The following is a 17,229-nucleotide window of genomic DNA, read 5'->3' on the forward strand; positions in this document are numbered from 1 at the left end:
CCGCACGCTACCACCGGGCGGACAGGGGTATCCGTGACTGGGTAGGGTCGGGCTGTGCATGCCGCGACGATGCCTTGGTCAGTGGGGATTCGCTTCTCCCACGCGGCTCTTCAGGCGCTTGCTGATGACCACGACGTGGACCTCCTCCACATCAAGGGACCTGCCGTCGACGACACCCTCGGCGGGGGCACGAGGCAGAGCATCGATGCGGACGTCCTGGTCCGACCCACGCACGTCGACCGCCTCATCGCGGCGATGCACAGTCACGGGTGGACGACTCAGTTCCTCTTCGAGGATGGCTCGGCCTTCGAGCACGCGTCGACCCTGGTCCACCCGTTCCTCGCACCTGTCGACGTGCACCGCCGGTTCCCCGGCATGGACGGTGACCCGGCCGCGGCCTTCGACCGGCTCTGGAATGATCGGCACGTCACAGACCTTGCCGGTATGCCGTGTGCGGTCCCTTCGGTGACCGCGCAGCGTCTCGTCCTCATCGTGCATGCCGCCCGAGGGGGCAGGCTCCCCCACGCTGACATCGAGCGCAGCTGGACCAGCAGCACCCCCGACGAACGCGAGGCGGTGATCGCCCTGGCCGCCAACATCGGTGCCGGCGTCGCACTGGCCGCCGGCACGGGCCGGCTGGACGAGTTCGTCGGTCAGCCCGGCCATGAGCTGTGGCGGGTGCTGTCCACGGGGGAGCGGTCACGTGCCAAGATCTGGGCGGCCAGGGTCAGGTCGGCGCCCACGAAGCGCGCAGCTGTGAGGACCGCGATCCGCCTCATCGTGCCCAACCGCCATCGTATGCAAACCAGCCTCGGACGCGCCCCCACGACGCGTGAGGTGGCCACCGCCTATGTCGCCAGTGCCCGCAGTGGGGGCCGGGAACTGGCCGGCTTCCTCCGCTCCGTGGCGTCCGAGCGGCGCAGGCGATGACCAGCTACAAGGTGCCCGCACGCCTGGCCTTCGTCATCCCGGACGATTCCGAGGCCCCGCAGGTCTTCCTCATGGAGCTACCCGACGGACTGCCCGTCGTGCTGCACGACACCTCGGCGATCATCTGGGTGCTTGCAGCTGACGGCGAGTCCGATGTGGGGTCGGCAGTGCTCGACGTCGTCAGTGCTGATCGCGCCGAGGTCGAGGCTGAGGTCGAGGCTGAGGTCGAGATCTTCCTCGCCGACCTCGTGGGCAGAGGGCTGCTCGAACGCGTCGGTGACTAGGCGATCCGTAGCCCCTTGGTGCTGGTCAAAGGCCGAAAATACGGTCCCTTGGAGTCCTCGATTCCTTCTCATGCCCTCTTCGCCCGCTGATACCTTGGGCACCGAATCCGAATAAATCTATGCAAGGGGAGAGTCCAATGACTGAGCAGCGCGAGGACCGGCGTATTTCGCGTCGCACCATCGCCAAGGGAGCGGCTTGGGCGATTCCCGCAGTGCCCCTCGTGGTGGCGACGCCGGCGTATGCATCGTCTGGTGGCGGACCCACCGGCGTCTTCATCGATGCCTGCAAGCAGCCTGGCGCCAGTTGCAGAAACGACTTCGGCTTCATCAAGGGCTACACCTTCACGTTCAGCATCACGAACCCGACAGCTGAAACCATCTACATCTACCCGACCATCAACAATGTCGACAACCCGGACAGCGCCAACCCGGCCGATCGTCTCAACCCCCTCTTTTCCTTGGTCTCTAACCCGGCGAAGAACTTCTCCTACGAGACGGCGCGCAAGTTCGTGGGTGGCGCCATCGGCGTGCCGCTGCAGCCGGCCGAGCCGATCCTGCCGGGCCAGACCATCCAGATCATCATCAACGCGGGGGTGAACGGCAACAGTTCCAACATCTCCGGAGCAGGTTCGGTCTACATCGCTTATGGTCACACCCCGGTGATCGGTGCCGACCGCGACCACCCCTACGTCCCCGTCCCCCCGGCGAACCCAGCGGGTGAAGGATGGCTCAGGATCCCGATCGCCTTCGCCTCGACCCCGCCGTGTGGTACCGATTGCGCGCCTGGCGGCGACACCAGCGAGACAGGGCCCTGATCTCTCGCGATGCTCTAGCCGGCGGCTCATCCAGCCGTGGGACGCAGGATGCCGTGGTGGATCAATTCCGCCACGGCATCCTGCGTCGCGTTGATCGTTGAGCGCCCCTCGGGTGCGCCGAACTCCTCTTCGAGTGGGGACACCAGCGCGTAGACATCGATCGGCTCCCGGGAGAGCGCATAGATCGCGGCGCTGAGCTCATTCAGCAGCACCACGGTGCCGTTGTCGAGGAGCAGGGCCGTCCGTCCGTGGCGCGTCAGTGTGTCAGTTGCCTCATTTCGCTGAACGATCATAACGGACCCCGGCATAGATCTTTCAGGACCTCTTGCGCCTCAGCTGCCTCGCTGTATCGCACACGGATCACAGGTCCTGTCCTGTCGATGAGCCCCGCAATGCGGTGCAACGGTCGCGTGAGCCGCGGCAACGACGAGGACTGCTCGGCCAGCCCGACGACGGCGTCCAGGATCAACAGCTCCTCAAGCTCGACCCCATCGACGAGAGGCTGTCGATCCAGAAACACCACGCGTCCCACATGTGCTCGTTCGGGCGTGGCCAACAGGCCGAGATCGTCCGGGGAGACCTCGTCCTTGATGCTTACATCCGACGTGCGACGGATCGAGAGCGGTTTCGGGTACGGACAGATGACACCGGACTCATCAATACCCACAGTCTCATCCGTCAGGTAGCCCAGCCGCTGTCCGAGCAGTGCGCTCAGAGTCGTTTTGCCTGTGCCCCCCTTGGCAACGAAGACCACGCTTCGACCGGTCCTGGGGTCACTCACCGCGCCGGCATGGAACATGAGGAGGCCGCCAGCCCGCGCGAAGATGAGGGCGCGGGTCACCGCCTGCGTGGTGGTCATGAGTCGATACGGCAACATCGCGACGTCCTCGAGCTGCACCTCCAGCGGCTCGGCCCGCACGGGGGAGATGGCCGGCGCAACCCGGCAACGCGACCAGGCAGTGCGCATTGCCGCCGCGAGCTCGGCGGCGGCTGAACCCGTGCATCGCACCTCGACGACGGCACCGAGTCCGTGCAGCCGGAGCACTTCGCTCACGGGCCATGCCTCCTGTCCGTGCAACGCCTGGGTGCGCGCTCGTCTGACCGCACCCTATCCAGCCGTTTGCCAAGGCGTGGGGGTCTGCGCGATTAGCCTGAGCGAGTGAGAGTCAGAGCCAAGCGAGCCGACGAGCCGTTGCGCGTGCTCTTCGTCTGCACGGCCAACATCTCTCGTTCTCCCTACGCCGAGCGACGGGCTGCTCATTTCTTCACCGGCGCCACCGAGCCCAATGTGCGCTTCGCGAGCGCCGGGGTGCCAGGTTTTCCCGGTCGCGGCATGGACCCGCAGATGGCCGCCCAGCTCTCGAGGCGGGGTATCGAGCCCAATGGCCACGTGAGTCGCTCGGTCTCGGTCGGTATCCTCGCCGACGCAGACGTCGTCGTCACCGTTGAACTCGCGCATCGGCTGCGCATCGCCGAGATCTGGCCGGAGCACGCCGCCAAGGTCTTCGGCCTGCACCAGCTCGCCGACGCCTTCGAGCGGATGCCCCCTTCGGCCGGAGGGCTCGAGGCCTTGGACGCAGCTCTCACCGTCACTCGCCCCGACAGCATGGCGTGGGACGTCGTGGACCCCTACAAACGGGGCGCCGCCGCCGCCAAGGCCTGTTCCGATGAGATCGACGGGGCGCTCGCCGTCATCGTGCCGGGACTGGCCGGCACCTCAGTTCGCTCCGCTCCACGCTGACCATCGGTGGCCAGCGACCCCGACGCACTATTCGATGTCGAGGGCGGCCTCGACCGTCGTCTCCCAGGCAACGTCACTGGTGCGCTCGTCGATGATCGACAGGAGTCTGTCGCCGTCCTTGAGGTGCTTGGCCCACAGCGGCCCGCTCGCCCCGTCAGCGAAGTGGAGGAAGCGGAAACCTTGCGCCCGAGCCACGCCGACGACCTCGGGCCACGAGCCTCCGATCGTCGTCCCATCGGCAGTCACGGTGATGCCCTCGGGGCTCGCGTGCACCGCGAGATCGCGCGGCGGCACGACTGCGGTCAGTCGACGCTTGAAGAGTTGCCCGGGGACCGGTTCACGGCTGGGGAACTCCCAGTCCGTGCGGTCCGCGATGCCTCGCAGCGGGTTCTTCGGCAGCTCGGGTACACCGATGACCGCGCTCTCCTGTGCAGCCCGAGCCCAGTCGCGCACCTGGTCGGCCGTCACGGCGTTGTAGGCATCGCGCAGCTCATGGCGATCGCGGACGCGCCCCTCGCGCAGGAATCGGATGGCTTCGACATCGAGGACGGCCATCGTCGCCCGCGGGTCTGAAAGGAATGCCGTAAAGCCCGCCTTCTCGTGAGCGAGCTCCTCCTCACCAGGCCCGTGCGTCGCGAGGTCCGTCAGCGCGGACCACACGACATGAACGATCTCGTCACTGTCCTCCTTCGCGCCGTCGGTCGCGATGCTCACCAGGCCGAGGTCGGAGGTGAGCCCGCTACCGTCGTCGCTGACCTCGTAGGTCAACCCGAGGTTGTGGCGAGCCTGGTCCTCGATGCGTTGGACAAGAATGTGAGTCATGGTGAGTGCTTCGTAGAGGCGCGGCTGAAGGTAGGACAAGGCCACGACAGGGATCTGTCCGGCGATCAGGGCAGGCGTCTCGAACGGCGAGGGGCGCCACGCGGTGTCCGCTGCGCGCGTCCCTTCAAGCAGGTCGAGGTGCAGCCCGTCCGGCACGGGACCTGAAAGCACCAGCACCGCGTTGGCTGCCACGCAGTGGGTGCGCGCAAACTCGACCACATGCTCTGCGTTCGGTGCGCGCCCCTCCCGCTGGAGCTCGCCGAGCAGGCCTGGTCCGACAGGTCCCGATCGCACGGCCATGGCCCAGCCAAGGTGCGGTTCGCACGAGCTGCCGTCCTCGGCCGCAAGGACCTTAAGTTCGCGATCGAGGCGATCGAGGGGCAAAGAGGTGAGCGCTCGGCATACGCCGTGGAGGAAGGCGACCACCTCGTCACGCGGGCCGGTCGCATAGAAGCGCATGGCGTCGACGTCGACGGAGGCGTTCTTGTCGAGGTGGTCGCGGGGGAGTGTCGACATGACGAGGTGCTCGACAAGGTGCGCCACGCCCCGGCTGCGGAAGGTCTCATGACGATCACCAGCGAAGAAGATCAGGGTGGCGCTGAACGGTTCTGGTCCCTGCTCCCAGAATGTGGGAACGCCGTTAACCTCGGTCTGCTGCATGGTGCCGGACTGTAGTGGACCGCGCCGCCCCAGCGAGCAGGGTTGAGGATTAGGGGTGGGACACGCCCGCTGCTAATCTTGTCTCGCCGTCACAACCGGCCGCGGATTCAGAGTGCCCCGGTGAACCAGCCCGGAAGCGCCGCGCAACCACCTCAGAAGGAGTCTCCTCGCCCATGCCTTTGGACGCAGACGTCAAGCAGAAGATCATGACCGAGTACGCCACGGTCGAGGGTGACACCGGTTCGCCCGAGGTCCAGATCGCGCTACTCACCCAGCGCATCCTCGACCTCACCGAGCACTCCCGTGAGCACAAGCACGACCACCACAGCCGCCGCGGCCTCCTCCTGATGGTCGGCCGTCGCCGCCGTCTGCTTCGCTACCTGGAGACGATCGACATCGAGCGTTACCGCTCGCTGATCAAGCGCCTCGGCCTGCGACGCTGACCCCACGATTTCCGTCGGAGCGGCTCTCCACTTGGAGAGCCGCTCTTTTCGGATGTGTTGGACAACTCCACAACGGAGAAGACCAACGAGAAAGTACGCCCGTGCACAACGACGATGCACGCGGACAGTAGACACTCAAGAAAAGGAGGACCTTCATGGAGGGTCCTGAGATCACATTCGCCGAAGCCACCATCGACAACGGCTCACACGGCACCCGCACTGTCCGGTTCGAGACCGGACGCCTGGCCAAGCAGGCCGGTGGCGCAGTCGCCGCCTATCTGGATGAGGACACGATGCTCCTCTCCACCACCACCGCTGGGAAGCACCCGCGCGAAGGCTTTGACTTCTTCCCGCTGACCGTCGACGTCGAAGAGCGCATGTATGCCGCGGGCAAGATCCCCGGTTCGTTCTTCCGTCGGGAGGGCCGTCCCTCCACCGAGGCCATCCTCACCTGCCGTCTCATCGACCGCCCCCTGCGCCCGACCTTCAAGAAGGGTCTGCGCAACGAGGTCCAGGTCGTCATCTCGGTGCTCGCGCTCAACCCGGACGTCCAGTACGACGTCCTCGCGATCAACGCGGCGTCCGCCTCCACCCAGATCTCCGGTCTGCCGTTCTCGGGCCCGATCGGTGCGGTGCGCGTCTCGCTCATCGACGACCAGTGGGTCGCCTTCCCGCAGTTCTCCGACATCGAGCGCTCGACCTTCGACATGGTCGTGGCTGGTCGCGTTGCCGGTGATGACGTGGCAATCATGATGGTCGAGGCCGAGGCCACCGAGCAGACCTGGAACCTCGTCAAGAACGAGGGCAAGACCGCTCCCACCGAGGACGTCGTCGCGCAGGGCCTCGAGGCCGCCAAGGGCTTCATCAAGGTCCTCTGCGAGGCGCAGGCCGAGCTGGCCACCAAGGCCGCGAAGCCCGTCCAGGAATTCCCCGTCTTCCTCGACTACGAAGACGACGTGTATGCCGCAGTCGACGCTGCCGCTTCCTCCGACGCTGCCGCTGCACTCCAGATCGCCGGCAAGTCCGAGCGTGAGGACCGCCTCGACGAGATCAAGTCGGCGCTGCACCTGAAGCTCGTGGGTGACTTCAACCCCGAGTCGTCCGAGGGCAACGCCGGTGACTTCGCCGGACGCGAGAAGGAGGTCTCGGCGGCCTATCGCGCCGTGCAGAAGAAGCTCATCCGTGAGCGGATCATCACCGACAAGGTCCGCATCGACGGCCGTGGCCTCGCCGACATCCGCGCGCTCAGCGCCGAGGTCGAGGTCCTGCCGCGTGTGCACGGCTCCGCGATCTTCGAGCGTGGCGAGACCCAGATCATGGGTGTCACGACGCTCAACATGCTCCGCATGGAGCAGCAGCTCGACACCCTGTCGCCGGTGACGCGCAAGCGCTACATGCACAACTACAACTTCCCGCCCTACTCCACCGGTGAGACCGGTCGGGTCGGGTCGCCGAAGCGTCGCGAGATCGGCCACGGAGCGCTCGCAGAGCGTGCGCTCATGCCGGTCCTGCCCACCCGCGAGGAGTTCCCCTACGCGATCCGTCAGGTGTCCGAGGCGCTCAGCTCCAACGGCTCGACGTCCATGGGCTCGGTCTGCGCCTCCACCCTGTCCATGCTCAACGCCGGTGTGCCGTTGCGCGCTCCGGTCGCGGGCATCGCGATGGGTCTGGTCACCGCCGAGGTTGACGGCAAGACGGAGTATGCCGCCCTCACCGACATCCTCGGCGCCGAGGACGCGTTCGGCGACATGGACTTCAAGGTCGCCGGCACGCGCGAGTTCGTCACGGCCATCCAGCTCGACACCAAGCTCGACGGCATCCCCGCCGACGTGCTCGGTGGTGCGCTGACCCAGGCCCGTGAGGCCCGTCTGCACATCCTCGACGTCATGAACGAGGCCATCGACGTGCCCGACGAGATGAGCCCCTTCGCTCCTCGCGTCATCTCGGTGCAGGTCCCCGTTGACAAGATCGGTGAGGTCATCGGCCCGAAGGGCAAGATGATCAACCAGATCCAGGACGACACCGGCGCCCAGATCTCGATCGAGGACGACGGCACCATCTACATCGGTGCCACCGACGGTCCGTCGGCCGAGGCGGCTCGCGCGGCGATCAACGCCATCGCGAACCCGCAGATGCCCGAGCTCGGTGAGCGCTTCCTCGGGACGGTCGTCAAGACGACCACCTTCGGTGCGTTCATCTCCCTGCTGCCCGGCAAGGACGGTCTGCTCCACATCTCCGAGGTGCGCAAGCTCGTCGGCGGCAAGCGGATCGACGCAGTCGAGGACGTCCTCGCCGTGGGCCAGAAGGTGCAGGTCGAGCTCAAGGAGATCGACCCGCGCGGCAAGCTCTCGCTCGGTGCGGTCCTCGCCGACGACGACTCTGCGGCTTCTGACGCGAACGACGCTCCGGCGGACGACGCCCCCGATGACGATGCTCCCACCAAGGACGTCGCCACCGAGGGTGACGACGCTTCCGAGGCGACCGACTCGGCTGAGTCCGACACCGAGGGTGGCGAGCGCCGTCAGCGCAGCCGTCGTCGTGGCGGTCGCGGGCGCGGTCAGCGCTCGGACGCGGGCGACGCTTTCGGCGACGCGTGACCTGAGTCAGGAACGTACGCACGTACGGCGACGGGGCGGCATACCTTTTCGGTTTGCCGCCCCGTCGCTTTGTGGTTGCGTCATGATGGGCGTCGGCAGGGTCGAAGGGACGAGGCTCGTGGACACTCAGCAGGTCAAGCGCAGGATGCGGGGGCGCTTCGGCGGTCCGCTGCGGGTTGCCTATCGGAGCGCCGAGCGGGCGCAGGTCGCGGTCGTGCGCAGGCTCGACCGAGCGCAGTTCGGTCGGCTGACCATTGCGGAACGAGCAGAGGTGGCTCGTCGGGTCACGATGACCGTCAAGACCTTCGAGCGACCCGGTGTGCTGCTTCGTTGCCTCGCCAGTGCCCGCACCGTCTTCGACGGTCGGATCGTCGTCGCCGATGACTCACGGACACCGGTGCGCGACCTCGGCGCCGGCATCGACATCATTCCGATGCCGTTCAACAGCGGGGTGCCGGTGGGACGCAACGCGGCTCTGGACGCCGTGGAGACCGAGCTCGTCTTCGTGACCGACGACGACATCGTCTTCACAGCGGCGAGCGACATCGTGGCCGCGATGAATTTCCTCGACGACCACCCCGACGTTGATCTCGTGGCGCTCACTCGCGTGGACCTGCCGCGTTGGCGCGCTGTCGCAGCCGGTATGGATGCTCTGTTCCCCGGGGCGGCCGCGCCCAAGGTCCCGTTCGGGATGCTCATCGACGGGCTGCCCGTGGTGCCCAAGACTCCGCAGCTCTACCTTGCGCGCACCGCGTCCATCCAGCGGGTGCGGTGGGACGAGCGATTGCGCATGGTCGACCACCGTGACTTCTTCTCGCGAGCGAGCGGGACGCTGGTGTCGGTGCAGGCCGATTCCCTCCGGGCCTACCACATGCGCACTCCCTTCGACCCGTTCTACAACGCCTACCGCGAGGACGTCGCCGCCGACCTGCTGAGGCTCGCGACGATCTGGGGGACTCACCGCCCGACGTAGGCGCCGTCACCCAGGACAGGAGTCTCACCCACAGAACTGCCCCCGCCGAATTCTTGGCGGGGGCAGTTCAGGGTGCAGTGGGATGGGTCAGGCGACCTGGGGCATGCGGCGAACCGTTGCGGGTGCGCTCCAGCGCATCTCCATCTGGGTGCGACCATCCTTGGTGACCGGGACCCAACGCATCGTCAGGCAGGCCGGACCCGTGACGGTCGTGGCAACCTTTTTCATGGGTGACTCCTCTCGAGGACCTGCTGTGGTGTCGACACTGTCGGGGGGAACCCCGGTGGTCGTTCACCTTCTGTTCACCCAAAGGTACACGAAAGGTGAACAGAAGGTGAACGACTCGCCGACTGAGAAGCCCACTTGCCGATGATTCGGGCACCCCACTGACCCCATGGCATGCTCGGACCGCTAGTCCACTGACAGGGGGAAAGGCGCCATGGCGCACGAGGAACAACTGCCACAAGAACCACAGCGCGGGAAGTTTCGGATCAGCCCGGCCACGCTCATCGCTGGAGTCGCGGTCCTTGAACTGGTGATCGCCGTTTTCCTCTTCTGGATGGCGAGCGTGGCGTCGGGTGCGCCGGGGAACCACAGCCAGGCGTTCGTCCTCGGCGGCGCCATCGCTGTCATGGCAGGTGTCGTGGCGCTCGTGCTCTGGGTGGGCACCAGGTCGGATCCGGCCCGGATCACGACTGCGGTGTGGGTGGCGCGCCTGCTGCCTCTGATCGCCACGGGGGTCGCGCTCGTGGCCGCCAGCGGTGGCTGGGTTCCTTGGGTTGCGGTGCCGCTGGCACTGTTTGCTGCGGGTCCCGTCGCCGTGCTCGGCATGGTGCTGCCGCAGTACCTGAATTTCGCCAGGGCCGCGGACGCCGGTCGATCGAACGGTTGAGGGCCGCCACTAGAGTTCAGGGGTGAGTCTCACCAAGGTTTCGGTCATCGGCGCATCCGGGCGAATGGGTTCGGAGGTGTGTCGCGCAGTCGACGCGACCGATGACCTCGAATTGGTGGGCCGCTTCGACATGGGCGACGAACTCGGTGACCTGGCCGGAGCCGACGTCGTCGTCGAGTTCTCGGTCCCTGACGCCTCGTCCAAGAACGTCGCCCACTGCGTCGACAACGGCATCCATGTCGTCGTCGGCACGACCGGGTGGAGCGACGACAAGCGCGCCGACCTCAGCACTCGCCTCGAGCAGCACCCCGAGGTCGGAGTCCTCATCGCTCCCAACTTCGCCATCGGCGCAGTGCTCATGATGGCTTTCGCGCAGAAGGCTGCCGAGTTCTACGAGTCTGCGGAGATCATCGAGCTGCACCACCCCGACAAGGTGGATGCCCCTTCCGGTACCGCGGCCCGCACTGCGGAGCTCATCGGCGCCGCCCGCGAGCAGGCTGGTCTGGCCGACGTTCCCGACGCGACCACCAGCGATCCTGATGGGGCGCGCGGAGCGCGGGCACACGGCATACCCGTGCACTCAGTTCGCTTGCGGGGACTTGTTGCTCACCAAGAAGTCCTCTTCGGGCAGACCGGCGAGATGCTGACGATCCGCCACGACTCGTTCGACCGGGTGTCGTTCATGCCCGGCGTCATCGCGGCTGTCCGCAAAGTCGACGAGCACCCTGGGCTCACGGTCGGGCTCGAGCACTACCTCGGTCTCGCCTGAGGTTCCGACCCTCGCGATTCGGGTGCCCTGATTGCCATTCCGGCAGGTCAGGGCCTTTGGTCGGATCTGCTCCTCATAGGCGTCGACGTTCTGCGACACCTGCCCAGCCCGACGTGATCCAACGGGCGGGCAGCTACACAACCGCGGCAAGGATGCTCACCCGCCTGGCCTTCACGAGGCCCCCACGAGCGAACCGACCACGCCCGTGACCTCGGTGGCATCTCGGTAGCGCGAGAGTCGGGAGTCCTGTGTGGTCGGGGTCGCGGTCGAGGACCACCACGGCAGTTGCGCACCGGTCCGGGACCAGGGGCCTTCAGGTGGAGCGAAGCAGGTGCCCGAGTGAATGCACGCGCACAGGTGTCTGGCCCGCTCGCCCATGACGGGGAAACGGGCCAGACGCGACTGGCGGCTCAGGGGATGGCAGCCAACCGCGGTACGAGTCGGCTTCCGGCCGGTACTGGGAAGGGGTGTCCCAGATTGGCGAGGCGACCGCGTACCTGGTTCTGCGCCTGACAGTTGCTGACGCAGTCTGTAGGCGGGTTGGCCACCTCTGTGGCGTCTTCACCGGTGACGAAGCCCATCCGTCCGCCGCTGGCTACGTCCCACACCGACATCCCGCCGCAGTGCCGGATGCTCGGAGTCGTGGGGGTGGCTGTGTTGCATGCGGCCTGAGGCACACGGGTCGCCACCTGGGCGCTGTCCCTGGCGACGAAGCGCGGCGACAGGTCGTTGGCAATGTTGATCCGCGGGCTGACCTGCACACAGAACTGCCCGGGGGGTCCTGTCTGCACGCTGGTGCAACCCGAACCGAGGAACTGGCCTGTGCGTGCCCGGAAGTTCGGGTTGTCGAAGTAGAACGGCGTCAGCCTGGCCGTCGTGGACTGGGCCAGTGTGTGCGTGATGCGAGTCCTCGTGCCATCCGACCGTTCGGGCTCCATCTGGAAGATTCCGCCCTGTGCGCAGTCCTTGGCCTGGATCTTCATCGAAAGTCCGGTGCCGGTGCGCTGCAGCGAGAGCACTTCCTCGTCGAGCTCGACAGAGATGGAACTGCTCAGCGCCAGGCCACGGTGGTTGGGGACCTTGCTCGCGAACACCGGTGTGAACCGGCCGCCCGTGATGTCGAGCTCGTTGGGTGCACCCGTGAACGCCTGGCTGAGGACGGCGAAGTCGGAGGCGCGGACGTTGAACTGGGCGTAGCGACCACGCACCGCGAAGGTGGCGCCCAACCGCGTTGCCGGGATCGTGGTGACGATCTGGTCCTCACCCGCACTGGCGACTGTGGCACCGGTTGCCAAGTTGACCAACCGGAAGCCGCCGTTCTCGCAGCCCTTGGATGACGCGGCCTGGGCGGGGCCTGCAGCGGTGAATAGGGCGGCGGCCACGAGTGTGATCGTCACCAACCCCGCCCGGACCAAGTTCGTTCTTGAGGACATGGTGCTCCTTCGTGTGGGCGGGCCCCCGTGCACGAGCCACCCTGCCTGCGCTGCGAACTGAGCGCTATTGGACATTGGTTTTAAGACCAGGCCCGGCCGGGCCAGAAGCGGCCTGCGGTCAGACGATCTCGGCCACGCGGGGCACGCGCGGGAGCGGTCCATGTTCAGCCCCAGCCGAGGGCCCTCAGGCCGGCCGCCACGGCCGCGGCTCCGATGACGACGACGAGGAAGTTCGCGCGCAGGAGCAGCAGCACGATCGCGGTGCCGACGGCCGCCAGTCGGGCGTCGACGTGCAACGAGCCGCCGTCACCACCGAACGTCTGGATCGCCACGAGCCCTGCCAACAGTGCGACGGGGAGCAGCGTCAGCACCCGACTGCGCTTGGGTCCCTCGACCCAGGACTCCGGCACGAGGTAGCCCGCGAGCTTGGTCGCATAGGCCAGCCCGGATGCGAGCAGCACGATCGTCCAGGAGCTCATGGCACGTCCTCGGGCGCGACCTTTTCGTGCCGGCCCCCGCCGCTGAGCCCGATGACCACAGCAGCGAGAACGGTGAGGATGACCGGCACACCGACGGGCAGCACGGGGGAGGTGAGCAGGGCGATCGCGACAGCCAGCACCATCGTCGCCGCCGCATCACGACTGCGCAGACGCGGCCAGAGCAACGCCGTGAAGGCGGCAGCGGCCGCAGCGTCGAGCCCCCATCGCTGGGGTTCGCCGAGGGCGTTGCCGACCAGCGCCCCGACCAAAGTCATGAGGTTCCAGAAGACGAAGACGGCAATGCCCGTCACCCAGAACCCGAGCCGCCCGGCGCGCCGGTCCTCCTGTCCCACAGCCACAGCGGTCGACTCGTCGATCGTCACGTGGGCAGAAAGCAACCGCCGCAACCCGTGGACCTCGAGGATCCGTGAGGTCTGCAGGGCATAGAGCCCGTTGCGCACACCGAGCAGCGTCGAGGTCGCGATCGCTGCCGACCCGGTGCCGCCAGCCCCGAGGATGCCGACAACGGCAAACTGCGATCCGCCACTGAAGAGCAGGATCGACAGGGCCACCGTCTGGAGGGTGCTCAGGCCGGATGCGACACCGAGCGCACCGAAGCTGATGCCGTAGGCGCCGGTCGCGATGCCGACCGAAAGCGACTGTCGCACAATGGCTTTGCGGCATTCGCTGTCAAGCGGAGGGTATGCCGCGTGCTCGTCTCGCGCGACGTCCTCACCTCCCGGGTCGGCCGCCGACGTCGTCACTCCGCCGTCTCCGTCCCTTCGGGCTCCGTCCCCTCGGGCTCGGTGCCATCGACATCCGAGTCCTCGAGGGCGAGCGAGGCGACGAGGCGAACCTCGCGCAGGGTGTCCCCGTCGGGCGAGACGACTCGGTCGCGGTAGGCGCCGTCAGGTCCGAGGCCGGAGTCGACGAGGAAGGCGCGGGTGGACTCGTCGTCGGCGAGGACCCAGGTGGCGAGGTCTTCGGCGCCGAAGCCACGCAAGGTGTCGACGCAGGCGTTGAGCAACCGGGATCCGTGACCCATCCGGCGGGCGCCGGGGTGCACGCCGATCGCGGTGACCTCGCCGCAGGCCTGGCCGGTGTCGGGGTCCTGGCTCGGACCGATCGCGGCGAAGCCGACGACCTGCTCACCGGCGCGCGCGACCAGCAGTCGGTGCACACCCTCCGGCGGGCTCTCGAGCGACTGGCGCCAGGCCTTTGCGAAGGCGGGCGCCTCGAAAAGGGCGACGACCTCCTCGGGCAGACGGCCGGCAAACGCCTGCGTCCAGACCGCGGCCTGGACGACTCCGACGGCGGGGGCATCGGTGGGCTTGGCCGTGCGGACGCTCGCATCGGCCGTCGGGCCCATGGCGTGGGCGTGGTCGGCTCCGTCGCCGTGGTCGTGGCTCATCGGCCCTGGAACTGTGGCGTGCGTCGCTCGCGGAAGGCTGAGCGTCCCTCGGTGAGGTCATCGCTGGACCAGGCCTCGGCGAACGCTGCTTCATAGCGTGCGACCTCGGCATGGTCACCGCCGTGGGCGTCGAAGCCGAGCTTGGACCCGGCCTGCGTCATGGGCGCGAGGTCGGCCGCCCTGGCGGCCAGCTCGAGGGCGGCATCGAGGTCGCCACGCACCTGCGAGAACCCGAGACGCCAGGCATCGTCGGCCGTGAGGACCGTGCCGGTGAGGACCATGTGACGGGCCGCGCCCTCCCCCCAGAAGCGGGTCACCCGCTCGAGAGTCCAGTGGTTGACCATGAGACCCAACTTGGCGACCGGGACGGCGAAGCGAGCGTCATCGGTGACGACCCGGAGGTCACAGGAGACAGCGAGCTGCATACCCAGTCCCATGCACGACCCGGAGATGGCAGCGACCGTCGTGATCGGCGCCTGCGCGAGGCGCGCGAGCACCTCGGCGAGACGGTCGGTGAAGCCCACGTCCTCGAGCTCGGTCAGGTCGGCACCTGCGCAGAAGTGCCCACCCTCGCCGGTGATGACGAGGGCCCTTGAGGACTCGACCGCCGCCGCGATGGCGTCGTCCAGCTCCTCGAGGGCGTCATGGTTGAGAGCATTGCGTCGTTCCGTCCGGTCGATCGTGAGGACGGTGACCCGGTCGGAGGTGCGTGAGTGAATCGCCACGCGGTCGAGCCTAACGGGGAGTCGTTTGTGAGGATGGAGGCGTGTCCCTGCTCCGTCGTCCCTCGAAGCCGCATCCGGTCTTCCGCCCCCTCGCCGTGGCCGAGGTCGATCCCGTCGCGGAGCATGCGGTGTCGATCGGGTTCGACGTGAGCGAGATGCCGGCCTTCCTCGACTATCGCGCCGGGCAGTACGTCACGTTGCGTGCTCTCGTGGGTGGTGAGGACGTGCGCCAGTCGTATTCGATCTGGGTGCCGCCGAGCCGTGCTCGTCGCGAGGGCATCATCCGCGTGGCAGCTGCTGCCGTGCAGGGTGGGCGCATGTCGCCGTGGCTCGCGTCCGAGGTGGAGGTCGGCGAGGTCATGGGGGTGCTCCCACCGCTGGGGGAGTTCACCCTCGACGAGGCTGCGGGGCCTCGGCACCACGTCGGCGTCGTCGGTGGCTCCGGGATCACTCCGGTGCTTGCGATCACCGCTGCCGCGCTGGAGCAGCACTCGGAGTCGACGTTCGACCTCATCATCGCCAACCGCACTCGTGCGTCGACTGTCCTTGGCCGCGAGGTGGCAGACCTCGAGGCGGCCTCCGGTGGGCGCCTGCGCGTCGAGCACGTGATGAGTCGTGAGGCTGTCGATGGCGTGCGCCACGGCCGCATCGACCCGTTGGTCATCCGCGCCGTTCTCGACGACGTCGGTGGACCCGCAGACGTCGACGACTGGTGGTTGTGTGGACCCGAGGGCCTCATCGCCGATGTCGAGGCCTGGCTGGCCGGCTCGGGCGTCGGGGTCGAGCACATCCACCGCGAGCGGTTCACCTCAACCGGGCCAGTCGACCCGCTCAAGAAGCCCTAGCGCTCGTAGGTCACCCAGGCGAAGCCGTCGCGCTCCTCACGAGCCGTCTCGTGCCACTGGGCCGGGTCGATCGCCGGGAAGCGCACGTCACCATCAGGCTCCTGGTCGACCTCGGTGATGAGCAGCCGGTGAGCAAACGGCATCGCCTGTGCATAGACGTCACCACCGCCACAGACGAACACCTCGTCCGCCGGCCCGGCCACACCGAGCGCGTCGTCGAGCGAGTGCACCGTCTCGACATCGGCGTGGTGCCAGTCCTGCTGGCGGGTGATGACGATCGTCCGACGGCCGGGCAGGACCCGCCCGATCGAGTCGAAGGTCTTGCGCCCCATGACCATCGCGTGCCCCATGGTCGTCCGCTTGAAGAACGCGAAGTCCTCGGGCAGGTGCCACGGCATGTCGTTGTCGGCGCCGATGACGCCGTTGCGTCCAACCGCTGCGATGAGCGTCACCTGGGTCATGCCGCTCACCCTATTGCCGTCGGAACCACAGCGGCGGGTATGCCGCACGCTCGCGGGTGAGCGCGGGTCCCACGCTCTGCGTGGGCCGGCATACCGGATCGTTGTTGGTCCGGTCTCAGACCGCGATCTGAGCCTTGATGCCCGGGTGCGGGTCGTAGCCGACCAGTTCGAAGTCGTCGAGGTCGTAGTCGTCGATCGCCCCCTTGGGCGTGATGCGCATCGTCGGCAGCGGTCGCGGCTCACGGGTCAGCTGGAGCCGGGCCTGCTCGAGGTGGTTGGAGTAGAGGTGCGCGTCGCCGAGCGTGTGGACGAACTCGCCCGGCTCGAGGTCGGTGAGCTGCGCGACCATCATCGTGAGCAGGGCGTAGGACGCGATGTTGAACGGCACACCGAGGAAGACGTCGGCCGAGCGTTGGTAGAGCTGGCACGACAGCTTGCCGTTGCTCACATAGAACTGGAAGAGGGCGTGGCACGGCGGCAGCGCCATGTCGTCGACGTCGGCGACGTTCCACGCGCTGACGATGTGCCGGCGGCTGTCCGGGTTGGTGCGGATGCCCTCGATCACCTTGGCGATCTGGTCGACCTGCCGTCCGTCGGGTGTGGGCCAGGACCGCCACTGGTGGCCGTAGACCGGGCCGAGGTCGCCGAGCTCGTCGGCCCACTCGTCCCAGATCGAGATGCCGCGCTCCTGCAGCCAGCGCACGTTGGTGTCACCACGCAGGAACCAGAGGAGCTCGCCGATGATCGACTTGAGGTGGACCTTCTTGGTCGTGACGACCGGGAACCCCTCTGCGAGGTCGAAGCGCATCTGGTGCCCGAAGACCGAGCGCGTGCCGGTCCCGGTGCGGTCGGACTTGTCAACGCCCTCGTCGAGGATTCGGTCGAGGAGATCGAGGTACTGGCGCATGGTTCCAGAGCGTAGTCGCGACCACCGACGAAGCTGAGCCGA

The 17,229-nt window shown here is 67.4% G+C and carries 21 protein-coding genes; 10 read left to right on the forward strand and 11 right to left on the reverse strand.

The window, feature by feature from the left end; translation table 11 throughout:
* The first annotated feature begins 54 nt into the window (after positions 1–54).
* From V6K52_RS08005 to V6K52_RS08015, 3 genes are all read left to right on the forward strand, one after another.
* Positions 55–930 carry a nucleotidyltransferase family protein gene (locus V6K52_RS08005; protein WP_353953341.1) on the forward strand — a complete coding sequence of 292 codons (876 nt, stop codon included), beginning with the start codon at positions 55–57 and terminating at the stop codon, positions 928–930.
* A complete protein-coding gene (locus V6K52_RS08010) occupies positions 927–1,214 on the forward strand; it encodes a PqqD family peptide modification chaperone (protein WP_353953342.1) in 288 nt (95 codons plus the stop codon). The genes V6K52_RS08005 and V6K52_RS08010 overlap by 4 nt, the downstream gene beginning before the upstream one ends.
* 137 nt (positions 1,215–1,351) lie before the next feature.
* Positions 1,352–2,029: a hypothetical protein gene (locus V6K52_RS08015; RefSeq protein ID WP_353953343.1), complete on the forward strand. Its 678-nt coding sequence runs from the start codon at positions 1,352–1,354 to the stop codon at positions 2,027–2,029.
* Between the two features lie 26 nt (positions 2,030–2,055).
* On the opposite strand, the gene V6K52_RS08020 is transcribed toward V6K52_RS08015, so the two are convergent.
* The gene (locus V6K52_RS08020) at positions 2,056–2,322 is read right to left on the reverse strand and encodes a hypothetical protein (protein WP_353953344.1); all 267 of its coding nucleotides are present in this window, start codon (positions 2,320–2,322) and stop codon (positions 2,056–2,058) included.
* Positions 2,319–3,083: a hypothetical protein gene (locus V6K52_RS08025; protein ID WP_353953345.1), complete on the reverse strand. Its 765-nt coding sequence runs from the start codon at positions 3,081–3,083 to the stop codon at positions 2,319–2,321. The genes V6K52_RS08020 and V6K52_RS08025 overlap by 4 nt, the downstream gene beginning before the upstream one ends.
* A gap of 105 nt (positions 3,084–3,188) precedes the next feature.
* On the opposite strand from V6K52_RS08025, the gene V6K52_RS08030 reads away from it, so the two are divergent.
* Positions 3,189–3,770 (forward strand): low molecular weight phosphatase family protein, encoded by a 582-nt coding sequence (locus V6K52_RS08030; protein WP_353953346.1) that lies wholly within the window; start codon positions 3,189–3,191, stop codon positions 3,768–3,770.
* 27 nt (positions 3,771–3,797) lie between these two features.
* On the opposite strand, the gene V6K52_RS08035 is transcribed toward V6K52_RS08030, so the two are convergent.
* Positions 3,798–5,252: a hypothetical protein gene (locus V6K52_RS08035; RefSeq protein WP_353953347.1), complete on the reverse strand. Its 1,455-nt coding sequence runs from the start codon at positions 5,250–5,252 to the stop codon at positions 3,798–3,800.
* Positions 5,253–5,425: 173 nt separating this feature from the next.
* Between V6K52_RS08035 and rpsO the strand changes: the two genes are divergently transcribed.
* The 3 genes from rpsO to V6K52_RS08050 all read left to right on the forward strand — a co-directional run bounded on the left by rpsO (position 5,426) and on the right by V6K52_RS08050 (position 9,265).
* Positions 5,426–5,695, forward strand: a complete 270-nt coding sequence (gene rpsO, locus V6K52_RS08040; RefSeq protein WP_353953348.1) for a 30S ribosomal protein S15 — start codon at positions 5,426–5,428, stop codon at positions 5,693–5,695.
* Positions 5,696–5,850: 155 nt separating this feature from the next.
* Positions 5,851–8,292 carry a polyribonucleotide nucleotidyltransferase gene (locus V6K52_RS08045; protein WP_353953349.1) on the forward strand — a complete coding sequence of 814 codons (2,442 nt, stop codon included), beginning with the start codon at positions 5,851–5,853 and terminating at the stop codon, positions 8,290–8,292.
* 118 nt (positions 8,293–8,410) lie between these two features.
* The gene (locus tag V6K52_RS08050) at positions 8,411–9,265 is read left to right on the forward strand and encodes a glycosyltransferase (RefSeq protein ID WP_353953350.1); all 855 of its coding nucleotides are present in this window, start codon (positions 8,411–8,413) and stop codon (positions 9,263–9,265) included.
* Between the two features lie 87 nt (positions 9,266–9,352).
* On the opposite strand, the gene V6K52_RS08055 is transcribed toward V6K52_RS08050, so the two are convergent.
* Positions 9,353–9,493, reverse strand: coding sequence for a hypothetical protein (locus V6K52_RS08055; RefSeq protein WP_353953351.1), 141 nt, complete (start codon positions 9,491–9,493; stop codon positions 9,353–9,355).
* Positions 9,494–9,704: 211 nt separating this feature from the next.
* On the opposite strand from V6K52_RS08055, the gene V6K52_RS08060 reads away from it, so the two are divergent.
* Positions 9,705–10,157 (forward strand): hypothetical protein, encoded by a 453-nt coding sequence (locus tag V6K52_RS08060; protein WP_353953352.1) that lies wholly within the window; start codon positions 9,705–9,707, stop codon positions 10,155–10,157.
* A 22-nt stretch (positions 10,158–10,179) separates the two neighbouring features.
* Complete coding sequence (dapB, locus tag V6K52_RS08065) at positions 10,180–10,926, forward strand: 4-hydroxy-tetrahydrodipicolinate reductase (protein ID WP_353953353.1); 747 nt, start codon at positions 10,180–10,182, stop codon at positions 10,924–10,926.
* A 410-nt stretch (positions 10,927–11,336) separates the two neighbouring features.
* On the opposite strand, the gene V6K52_RS08070 is transcribed toward dapB, so the two are convergent.
* The 5 genes from V6K52_RS08070 to V6K52_RS08090 all read right to left on the reverse strand — a co-directional run bounded on the left by V6K52_RS08070 (position 11,337) and on the right by V6K52_RS08090 (position 14,974).
* Positions 11,337–12,323, reverse strand: a complete 987-nt coding sequence (locus V6K52_RS08070; RefSeq protein ID WP_353953354.1) for a hypothetical protein — start codon at positions 12,321–12,323, stop codon at positions 11,337–11,339.
* 200 nt (positions 12,324–12,523) lie between these two features.
* Entirely contained in the window at positions 12,524–12,838 is a 315-nt protein-coding gene (locus tag V6K52_RS08075; protein WP_353953355.1) for an AzlD domain-containing protein, read from the reverse strand.
* Positions 12,835–13,602, reverse strand: coding sequence for an AzlC family ABC transporter permease (locus tag V6K52_RS08080; RefSeq protein ID WP_353953356.1), 768 nt, complete (start codon positions 13,600–13,602; stop codon positions 12,835–12,837). The genes V6K52_RS08075 and V6K52_RS08080 overlap by 4 nt, the downstream gene beginning before the upstream one ends.
* Entirely contained in the window at positions 13,599–14,249 is a 651-nt protein-coding gene (locus V6K52_RS08085; protein ID WP_353953357.1) for a GNAT family N-acetyltransferase, read from the reverse strand. Before V6K52_RS08085 ends, V6K52_RS08080 begins: the two co-directional genes overlap by 4 nt.
* A complete protein-coding gene (locus tag V6K52_RS08090) occupies positions 14,246–14,974 on the reverse strand; it encodes an enoyl-CoA hydratase-related protein (RefSeq protein WP_353953358.1) in 729 nt (242 codons plus the stop codon). Before V6K52_RS08090 ends, V6K52_RS08085 begins: the two co-directional genes overlap by 4 nt.
* Before the next feature lie 41 nt (positions 14,975–15,015).
* Between V6K52_RS08090 and V6K52_RS08095 the strand changes: the two genes are divergently transcribed.
* Positions 15,016–15,819: an FAD-binding oxidoreductase gene (locus V6K52_RS08095; RefSeq protein WP_353953359.1), complete on the forward strand. Its 804-nt coding sequence runs from the start codon at positions 15,016–15,018 to the stop codon at positions 15,817–15,819.
* Here V6K52_RS08095 and V6K52_RS08100 read toward each other — a convergent pair.
* Together V6K52_RS08100 and V6K52_RS08105 are read right to left on the reverse strand one after the other, a co-directional pair.
* Complete coding sequence (locus V6K52_RS08100) at positions 15,816–16,280, reverse strand: dihydrofolate reductase (RefSeq protein ID WP_353953360.1); 465 nt, start codon at positions 16,278–16,280, stop codon at positions 15,816–15,818. The genes V6K52_RS08095 and V6K52_RS08100 overlap by 4 nt on opposite strands.
* 115 nt (positions 16,281–16,395) lie before the next feature.
* Positions 16,396–17,187, reverse strand: a complete 792-nt coding sequence (locus V6K52_RS08105) for a thymidylate synthase (RefSeq protein ID WP_353953361.1) — start codon at positions 17,185–17,187, stop codon at positions 16,396–16,398.
* Positions 17,188–17,229: the final 42 nt, after the last annotated feature.

It is taken from the genome of Knoellia sp. S7-12, assembly GCF_040518285.1.
Classification (GTDB): domain Bacteria; phylum Actinomycetota; class Actinomycetes; order Actinomycetales; family Dermatophilaceae; genus Knoellia.

Bases quoted from the DNA above. Each gene is read 5' to 3' on its own strand.
- V6K52_RS08085 (WP_353953357.1), bottom strand. From the start codon at position 14,249: ATGAGCCACGACCACGGCGACGGAGCCGACCACGCCCACGCCATGGGC.
- V6K52_RS08100 (WP_353953360.1), bottom strand. From the start codon at position 16,280: ATGACCCAGGTGACGCTCATCGCAGCGGTTGGACGCAACGGCGTCATC.
- V6K52_RS08035 (WP_353953347.1), bottom strand. From the start codon at position 5,252: ATGCAGCAGACCGAGGTTAACGGCGTTCCCACATTCTGGGAGCAGGGA.
- V6K52_RS08055 (WP_353953351.1), bottom strand. From the start codon at position 9,493: ATGAAAAAGGTTGCCACGACCGTCACGGGTCCGGCCTGCCTGACGATG.
- V6K52_RS08045 (WP_353953349.1), top strand. From the start codon at position 5,851: ATGGAGGGTCCTGAGATCACATTCGCCGAAGCCACCATCGACAACGGC.
- V6K52_RS08010 (WP_353953342.1), top strand. From the start codon at position 927: ATGACCAGCTACAAGGTGCCCGCACGCCTGGCCTTCGTCATCCCGGAC.
- V6K52_RS08075 (WP_353953355.1), bottom strand. From the start codon at position 12,838: ATGAGCTCCTGGACGATCGTGCTGCTCGCATCCGGGCTGGCCTATGCG.
- rpsO (WP_353953348.1), top strand. From the start codon at position 5,426: ATGCCTTTGGACGCAGACGTCAAGCAGAAGATCATGACCGAGTACGCC.
- V6K52_RS08105 (WP_353953361.1), bottom strand. From the start codon at position 17,187: ATGCGCCAGTACCTCGATCTCCTCGACCGAATCCTCGACGAGGGCGTT.
- V6K52_RS08015 (WP_353953343.1), top strand. From the start codon at position 1,352: ATGACTGAGCAGCGCGAGGACCGGCGTATTTCGCGTCGCACCATCGCC.
- V6K52_RS08060 (WP_353953352.1), top strand. From the start codon at position 9,705: ATGGCGCACGAGGAACAACTGCCACAAGAACCACAGCGCGGGAAGTTT.
- V6K52_RS08020 (WP_353953344.1), bottom strand. From the start codon at position 2,322: ATGATCGTTCAGCGAAATGAGGCAACTGACACACTGACGCGCCACGGA.